Source organism: Kribbella sp. NPDC050241 (genome assembly GCF_044459685.1).
GTDB lineage: Bacteria > Actinomycetota > Actinomycetes > Propionibacteriales > Kribbellaceae > Kribbella.
In genome coordinates this window covers 167,546-174,890 of sequence record NZ_JBITJE010000010.1, presented here as the reverse complement: position 1 = coordinate 174,890, position 7,345 = coordinate 167,546, and the positions used below count along the sequence as shown (strand labels likewise).

The window sequence follows — 7,345 nt, the reverse complement described above, 5'->3', positions numbered from 1 at the left end:
TGCACCTCCACCACCCCCCCCCACATAAACAACAACAATCCCACACACCCCCCCCCCCCCCCCCCCCCCCGCCCCCCCCCCCCCCCGCCCCCCCCCCCCCCCCCCGGCCGGGTTCGCTCAGAGGGTGAGCAGCCGCTGGAAGAAGGCGCGGTACTTCTGCAGCGCAGAGCGCAGGTCCTCGGTCGACGGCTCGCCGTCGGACCACTGCTTCTCCAGGCCCTGGTGCTGGCGTTCGAAGGACTCCGACAGGCGCTTGAGTACGTCGTCGACGAGGTTGTCCGCCTCGCTCACCGCATTGCGCGGATCGTCGACGAAGCCCTGCTGGATGACCTCCCACCGGCTTCGGTAGTCGACCATCAGGTCCGTGGCCAGCAACGGCTCGTCGGCCGCCGGTGCTTCCACGGCCTGCTCACCGGCCGCCGACGGACGCTCGTCGCCACTCATCAGCCGGTCGTCGGTCGTGTCGTCCATCAGCCGGTCGTCCGTCGTGCCGTCCACCCGGCGGTCGTCCATCAGGCCATCGTCCGTCGTGCCGTCCACCCGGCGGTCGTCCATCAGGCCATCGTCCGTCGTGCCGTCCACCCGGCGGTCGTCGGTCAGGTCGTCCGTCCGATCGTCGACAGGCTTGGCGTTCATCAGCCGGTCGTCGTCGGTCGTCCCGATCAGGCGATCGTCCTCGGTCGGCTCGTTCATGCGGCGGTCGTCGTGCATGGTCATGCTTGCTCCTTGGCGTCGGTCGGTTGCGCGCGATGGCGTGCGGTCAGGTCGTCGCTGTCGGCCAGCAGGGCCTCGACGAGCGAGCGGTAAGCGGTGACGGCCTGGCGGAGATCTTCCGTGTCGGCCTCGCCGCGTTCCTGCGCGACGGCGATCCGGTGCGCGTCGCGATAGTGTGCCGCGACCTCCGGATGTTCCACCGAGATGTCGTTCACGCGCTGGTCGAACTCGTCGACCGGGTAGCCGGACTCGCGCATCATCCGCAGTACCAGCTGATCGGCGTCGGCGACCGCGGCCGCCGGCTGGTCGACGAAGCTCTGCTGAACCTGCGCCCACTCGACCCGGTAGGCCTCGGCGGACTCATGGCTCAGCGGCGTGATGTCGAGCTGCGAGACCCGGCGTTCACGTCCGCGCAGTTCACGTTCGGCGCTGCGACGATCGCCCGATTCCTCCACACTGCGCTCGTACTCCGGTCCGAACCGCTCACGCAGTTCGCCGGAACGTCTGCGCTGGTAGGCGAAGAACAGCGCGGCCGCCGCGAGCAGAACAACGACGATCACGACGATAGTCAGGACGGTACCCATCAGACCTCCAGTCCGATTCGACTGTGCGGACCTGCGATCTGGCGAACCGATCGCGAGGACCTGCGGCAGGCGGTCCCCAGCTCCGCCTCACATCCCCGAGGCCGGACCGGTACCCACGAAGTGCGCGCACAAGCATCCAGCCGGCCACCATTTGCAGGTGGGCCGGCTGGATGCGAGTGGAGCGGTCAGGCCTTCGGGGCCAGCTTGTGCACGACGATGCCGGACTTGAAGGTGGTGGTGCCGAGCAGGTCGAGGTGGGTGACGTCCACGCCCTGACCCTGGAACATGGTCTCGCCGTCGGCCACCACCGGGAAAATCCAGAAGTGGTACTCGTCGACGAGCTTGTTCTCCAGCAGCGTCTTCGAGAAGGAGCCGGTGCCGAACTTGATCAGGTTCCCGCCCTCGGTCTGCTTGAGCCGGGCGACCGCCTCGGCGGCGTCGCCCTCGAGCAGCTGGGCGTTCCAGGTCGTCTCCTTCAGCGTGCGGCTGGCGACGTACTTCGGCATCGCGTTGAAGGCGTCGGTGTACGGGTCGCCGCTGCGCTGCGACCAGGCCTCGGCGAACGCTTCGTAGGTGGCCCGGCCCAGCACCTGGGCGTCGACCCCGTCCATCAGGGCCACCGAGTAGGCGCTGTGCTCGTCGTCCCAGTACGGCGTACTCCAGTTCTGCGGGTTGTCGATGGCGCCGTTCAGGGTCATGAAGGTGGATTCGATCAGCTTCCTCATGGGTCTTTCCCTTTCTTACTGTTGGTAAGGACGCTTCAAGCGCGCGTCCCGGAGCGCTTCGGCCCACCAGACGAGCTGGTCGAGCATGATCTTGGCGCCGGCTTCGTAGCCGGCGGCAGGCCGGGGCCAGTCACCGTCGGCGGTGAACTGTTCCCAGTAGCAGGGCAGGGCAACGGTGTTGCGGATGGTGACGGCCTGGAGCTCGGTGAAGACCTGCCGCAGTTGCGCGGCGGCGCACCGGCCACCGGATTCCCGGCCGTAGCTGACGATCGCGACCGGCTTGGCGTGCCACTCCTCGTAGTACCAGTCCAGTGCGGTCTTCAGCGGTGCCGGAAAGCTGCAGTTGATCTCCGGCGTCACCACCGCGAACGCATCCGCGGCGGCCAGTCTCGGTGCGAGTACGGCGACCTCCGCCGGCGTCTCGTCGTCGGTGTCGGGCAGTGTCGCCGGCAGAGCGGCGGTGGCCAGGTCGACCAGGTCGACCTCGAACTGCTTGGCCGCCTGCCGGGCCAGCCAGTGTGCGACGGTCGGTCCGAACCGGCCGTTGCGGGTGCTGCCGATGATCACTGCCAGTCGCATTGTCCTGCCTCCTTTCCGGTGCTTCAGACTCTGCCGGATCCCGTTTACGGTTTCTTTCCGGTCACCGCCGGCCGGGGCGGAAAGATAGGGTGCGGCCATGCGCTTCGGGGTGCTCGGACCGGTCACCGCCTGGACGGACGCGGGGGAGCCCGTCACCATCCCAGGCCTGAAGGTGCGCGCCCTGCTGGCGGACCTCCTCGTCCACGAGGGCCGACCTGTCCCGGCGGACCGGCTGATCGACGACCTCTGGGGCTCGGACCTGCCCGGCAACCCGTCCGGAACGCTGTCCGCCAAGGTGTCGCAGCTCCGCCGTGCCTTCGAGGACGCGGAGCCCGGCAGCCGCGTCCTGGTCAAGTCCGGTCCGGCCGGCTACTCGCTCACCGTCGACAGCTCGTCGTACGACGCCTTGACGTTCGCGGAGCGGGTCGACGCCGGCAGACTCGACGAGGCGCTCGCTCTCTGGCGTGGTCCGGCGTACGCAGACTTTGCCGACGAGGCATTCGTGGAGACGGCTGTCGCGCGGCTCACCGAGCAGCGGTTGGCAGCGCTCGAGCGTGCTGACGTGCCGGTGAGTGAGCTGTCCGTCCTGGTTGCGGAGCATCCACTGCGTGAGGGGTTGCGGGCCGCGCACATGAAGGCGCTGTATCGGGCCGGGCGCCAGAGCGAGGCGTTGGAGAGCTACGAGCACTTGAGGCAGCTGCTGTTGGACGAGCTGGGGCTGGACCCGAGTCCTGAGCTGGTGGCTCTGCAGCAGTCGATCCTGACGCAGGACCTGCCGAACGCGCGGACCAACCTTCCGGCGCAGCTGACCGAGCTGGTCGGGCGTTCGGAGGCGTTGGCGGAGGTGAGCTCGGGTCTCCAGTCTTCACGGCTGGTGACGCTGACCGGGCCTGGGGGAGTCGGCAAGACACGGTTGGCTCTGGCGGCTGCTGCCTCGGTCGCGGACCGGTTCCCGGATGGGGTCCTACTGGTTGAGCTGGCGGCTGTGACGCCTGCTGCTCGCTCGGTGCGGAACGCATTGACGGACGCGGTGCAAGCGGCCCTGGATCTGCGGGACAGCGCCGGTCCTGCTGACGCTGTGGTTGAGCGGCTGGCGGCTGTCATGGGGACGCGGCTCTTGGTGCTGGACAACTGCGAGCAGGTCGTCGCGGAGGTTGCTGAGCTGACTGACCGCTTGCTGGCAGCCGCGCCGGGTCTTCGGGTGCTGGCGACCAGCCGTGAGCCACTCGGTCTGGCCGGTGAGGTGGTCTGGACTGTGCCGCCGCTGGAGGTGCCGTCGCCTGCGCTTGGGTTCGAGGCGGTGGGTGAGTGCAGTGCGGTGCAGTTGTTCGTCACTCGCGCGGCTGCAGCGTCTCGTGACTTCACGTTGTCCGCTGCGACCGTTGCCGACGTGTCTGTGCTGTGCCGGCGGCTGGATGGGATCCCACTGGCGCTGGAGCTCGCTGCGACCCGAGTACGCGCACTCGGGGTCCGTGGGCTCGTGGCGCGGCTGGACGACCGGTTCCGGCTGTTGGCGACCGGACACCGCGGTGCTGCACCGCGTCAGCAGACGCTGCTCGCGATGATCGACTGGAGCTGGGAGCTGCTCGATCCGGATGAGCAGTCCGTTCTGCGGCAGCTCGCCGTACACGCTGATGGATGTACGGCGGAGGCTGCGGCGGCGGTGTGCGGGGAGGCCGACGTACTGGATGTTTTGATCCGTCTGGTGGACCGGTCGCTCGTCGTACCGGTGCATGGGGTGGAGGGGCCGCGGTACAGGTTGCTGGAGTCGGTGGCGGCGTACTGCGTGGAGAAGCTGCGGGCTGCAGGTGAGCTGGATGCGGTGCGGCAGCGGCACCTGGACTACTACGTGGAGTTGGCTGAGTCGGCCCGTCCGCACCTGTACGGCGGGGAGCAGAGCCGGTGGCTGCAGTTGCTGGACGAGGACGCTGCCAACCTGCGGACCGCACTGGACCGGGCGGTGGCTGTCGGGCGGCTGGATCTGGGTGAGCGATTGGTGGATGCGCTGGCCTGGTACTGGTTCCTACGTGGACGGTTGGCGGAGGCTCAGCGGTCGTTGGAGGCAGTGCCGGGTTCTCCGCGGGTTGAGGCGTGGCGGGTTGGGTTCCTGTATCTGCAGGGCGACCCGCGAGCGCCGGGCGAACGAGACCGATGGATTGAGACGGCCGACGCACGTGCACAATGGTGGATCGCCCACACGGGCAGTGATGTGGGCGACCTGGCGACCCCTCTGACGTTGCTGGAGCGGTCCTTGAAGAGCTTCGAGGCCGACGGCGACCAGTGGGGTGTAGCCGCCGCGCTGGCGTCCCGGTCCAAGCACTCACATGTGCGATCCGATCTGGCTGCTATGCACGCGGATGCTTCGGAGAGTGCTCGCATCTTCCGGTCGTTGGGGGATCGGTGGGGCATGCTGCAGGCGTTGAGCTGGCTCGGTGCGCGTGCGGAGCGCGCCGGAGACTTCGGCGAGGCGGAACGCCTGCAACTCGAAGGCGTTCAGCTGGCCGAGGAGCTCGGGCTCTGGCCGGAGGTCGCCTCGGCCTTGGGCGGTCTCGGCTGGACGTCGATCCGGCAAGCACGCTACGACGCCGCCAGGTCGCAGGGTGAGCGCGCGCTGCGGCTCGCGACAGAGCAAGGACAGCGCGCGGCGCAGGCACTGGCCGAGATCGTCCTCGGCTTCGCTGCCCGTCGCAGCGGCGACCTCGACGAGGCCGAGCGGTGGTTGCGGGCGCTGGTCGCCTCGGCCCGCCGGCAGAACGAGCCGGTGCTCTACCTGTCGATGGTCCTCGAGGAACTGGGGTTCCTCCTCGAGCTCCGCGGCGAGTACGCCGACGCCCTGGAGTCGCACAAGGAGGCCTTCCGGATCTCCACCGAGTACGACTCGCTCCGCAGCATGTGCTGGGCGCTGGAGGGCATCGCTGCTTGTCTCCCCGACAAGACGGTTGCGGCCAAACTTCTGGGCGCCGCTGCCGCGACCCGGGCCACCGACCCGCAACTGGCGGCCACGGTCGACCTCACGGATCTGGACCGCGCCATCGAGACCGTCCGCTCTGCCTTGGGCGACGCCGCCTACGCGGAGGCGTACGCCGCCGGTGCCGTCCTCACACCACAGGAGGCCTTCCAGCTGCTGTGATCCAGTTGGCCACCAGATGTTCTGTGGTTGAGATTATTTGCCCAGCGAAGTAGTTTTGCTGTCGACGAACCATCCCCACAGGCAAGGTGAACCATGGACTACGGCCACGAGCTGGTCTTCGGCACGTTCCTGACCCCTACGGTCGACAATCCCGCGCGGGTGATCGCGCTCGCCCAGCTGACCGAGCAGGTCGGCCTCGATCTGGTCAGCTTCCAGGACCACCCGTACCAGCCGCGTCTGATGGACGCCTGGACCCTGCTGTCCGTCGTCGCCGCGCAGACCCAGCGCGTGAAGGTCACGACGAACGTCGCCAACCTGCCGCTGCGCCACCCGGTCGTCCTGGCCCGTAGCGTCGCCACGCTCGACCTGATCACCGGCGGCCGCGTCGAGCTCGGTCTCGGCGCCGGCGGTTTCCTGGACGCTGTGGCCGCCAACGCCGGCCCGCGTCTGACCACCGGCCAGAGCATCGCCGCGTTGGAGGAGGCCATCGCGATCATGCGCGAGGTCTGGACTCCGACCGGCGGTGGCATCCGGCTGCCCGGCAAGCACTACCCGGTCGCCGGCGCCAAGCGCGGTCCGCAACCCGCCCACGATGTGGAGATCTGGCTGGGTGCCTACAAGCCGCGCATGCTCGCCGTCACCGGCCGGCTCGCCGATGGCTGGCTTCCGAGCAGCGCGTACGCCGGACCCGACGAACTGGCCGCGATGAACAAGATCATCGACGAGGCCGCGGTGGATGCCGGCCGCGATCCCGCGTCGGTACGGCGTCTGTACAACCTGTCCGGACGGTTCGAGGGGAATGGTGGCTTCCTGCAAGGGCCCGAGGAGGTGTGGATCGACCAGCTCACCGACCTGACGCTGGGCGAGGGGATGAGCACGTACATCCTCGGCTCCGACGACCCCGATGACATCCGGCGCTTCGCCGAGGTGGCCGCCGGCGTCCGCGAGTCCGTCGACACCGCACGCTCCACCGGCCGGCGCGTTGAGGCAGCAGCTGCTCCGGTGCGGTCCGACGGGTTCACCGTCGTACCGACTCCACCTCCCGCCGTACGACGCAGCGCCGTACAACTGCTGGACGAGTCGGAGCGACCGACCGGTCCGGCGCTGGATCCGTCCCGGACGTATACGCCGTACCAGCTCTCGTCGGGTCAGCATCTGATCGAGGTGCACGATCATCTGCGGGCCGAGCTGGAGCAGATTCGCGATCTGGTCGAGCAGGTCGCCGCCGGCTCGCTCGGTGTCGGGCAGGCGCGGTCGCACATCAACACGATGACGATGCGGCAGAACAACTGGACGCTCGGCACGTACTGCGAGTCCTACTGCCGGCTCGTCACCACGCACCACTCGATCGAGGACGCTTCACTCTTCCCGCACTTGCGCCGAGCCGATCCCGAACTCGTCCCGGTCGTTGATCGCCTGCAGGAGGAGCACCGCGTCATCCACGACGTCCTCGAGGGCGTCGACAAGGCACTCGTCGCCCTGGTCGACGGCTCCGGCAACCTGGACGGTCTCCGTGCGGCAGTCGATCTCCTGGACGACACGCTGCTCTCCCACCTGTCCTACGAAGAGCGTGAACTGGTCGAGCCGCTGGCGCGGCTCGGCGTGATGTGAGG

6 protein-coding genes are annotated in these 7,345 nt (G+C 68.6%); 2 read left to right on the top strand and 4 right to left on the bottom strand.

Annotated features, from left to right (window positions below):
• Positions 1 to 117: 117 nt before the first annotated feature.
• The 4 genes from ACIBG5_RS35110 to ACIBG5_RS35095 all read right to left on the bottom strand — a co-directional run bounded on the left by ACIBG5_RS35110 (position 118) and on the right by ACIBG5_RS35095 (position 2,602).
• Positions 118 to 717: a hypothetical protein gene (locus tag ACIBG5_RS35110; RefSeq protein WP_396395826.1), complete on the bottom strand. Its 600-nt coding sequence runs from the start codon at positions 715 to 717 to the stop codon at positions 118 to 120.
• A complete protein-coding gene (locus ACIBG5_RS35105) occupies positions 714 to 1,298 on the bottom strand; it encodes a hypothetical protein (protein WP_396395825.1) in 585 nt (194 codons plus the stop codon). Before ACIBG5_RS35105 ends, ACIBG5_RS35110 begins: the two co-directional genes overlap by 4 nt.
• Positions 1,299 to 1,483: 185 nt before the next feature.
• Positions 1,484 to 2,023, bottom strand: a complete 540-nt coding sequence (locus ACIBG5_RS35100; RefSeq protein WP_131518056.1) for a dihydrofolate reductase family protein — start codon at positions 2,021 to 2,023, stop codon at positions 1,484 to 1,486.
• Positions 2,024 to 2,038: 15 nt separating this feature from the next.
• A complete protein-coding gene (locus tag ACIBG5_RS35095) occupies positions 2,039 to 2,602 on the bottom strand; it encodes an NADPH-dependent FMN reductase (protein WP_396395824.1) in 564 nt (187 codons plus the stop codon).
• Positions 2,603 to 2,699: 97 nt separating this feature from the next.
• Here ACIBG5_RS35095 and ACIBG5_RS35090 point away from each other — a divergent pair, with 97 nt between their 5' ends.
• A complete protein-coding gene (locus tag ACIBG5_RS35090) occupies positions 2,700 to 5,732 on the top strand; it encodes a BTAD domain-containing putative transcriptional regulator (RefSeq protein ID WP_396395823.1) in 3,033 nt (1,010 codons plus the stop codon).
• 93 nt (positions 5,733 to 5,825) lie between these two features.
• The gene (locus ACIBG5_RS35085) at positions 5,826 to 7,343 is read left to right on the top strand and encodes an LLM class flavin-dependent oxidoreductase (RefSeq protein ID WP_396395822.1); all 1,518 of its coding nucleotides are present in this window, start codon (positions 5,826 to 5,828) and stop codon (positions 7,341 to 7,343) included.
• The last annotated feature ends 2 nt before the right edge of the window (positions 7,344 to 7,345 follow it).

Bases quoted from the DNA above. Each gene is read 5' to 3' on its own strand.
- ACIBG5_RS35110 (WP_396395826.1), bottom strand. From the start codon at position 717: ATGACCATGCACGACGACCGCCGCATGAACGAGCCGACCGAGGACGAT.
- ACIBG5_RS35105 (WP_396395825.1), bottom strand. From the start codon at position 1,298: ATGGGTACCGTCCTGACTATCGTCGTGATCGTCGTTGTTCTGCTCGCG.
- ACIBG5_RS35100 (WP_131518056.1), bottom strand. From the start codon at position 2,023: ATGAGGAAGCTGATCGAATCCACCTTCATGACCCTGAACGGCGCCATC.
- ACIBG5_RS35095 (WP_396395824.1), bottom strand. From the start codon at position 2,602: ATGCGACTGGCAGTGATCATCGGCAGCACCCGCAACGGCCGGTTCGGA.
- ACIBG5_RS35090 (WP_396395823.1), top strand. From the start codon at position 2,700: ATGCGCTTCGGGGTGCTCGGACCGGTCACCGCCTGGACGGACGCGGGG.
- ACIBG5_RS35085 (WP_396395822.1), top strand. From the start codon at position 5,826: ATGGACTACGGCCACGAGCTGGTCTTCGGCACGTTCCTGACCCCTACG.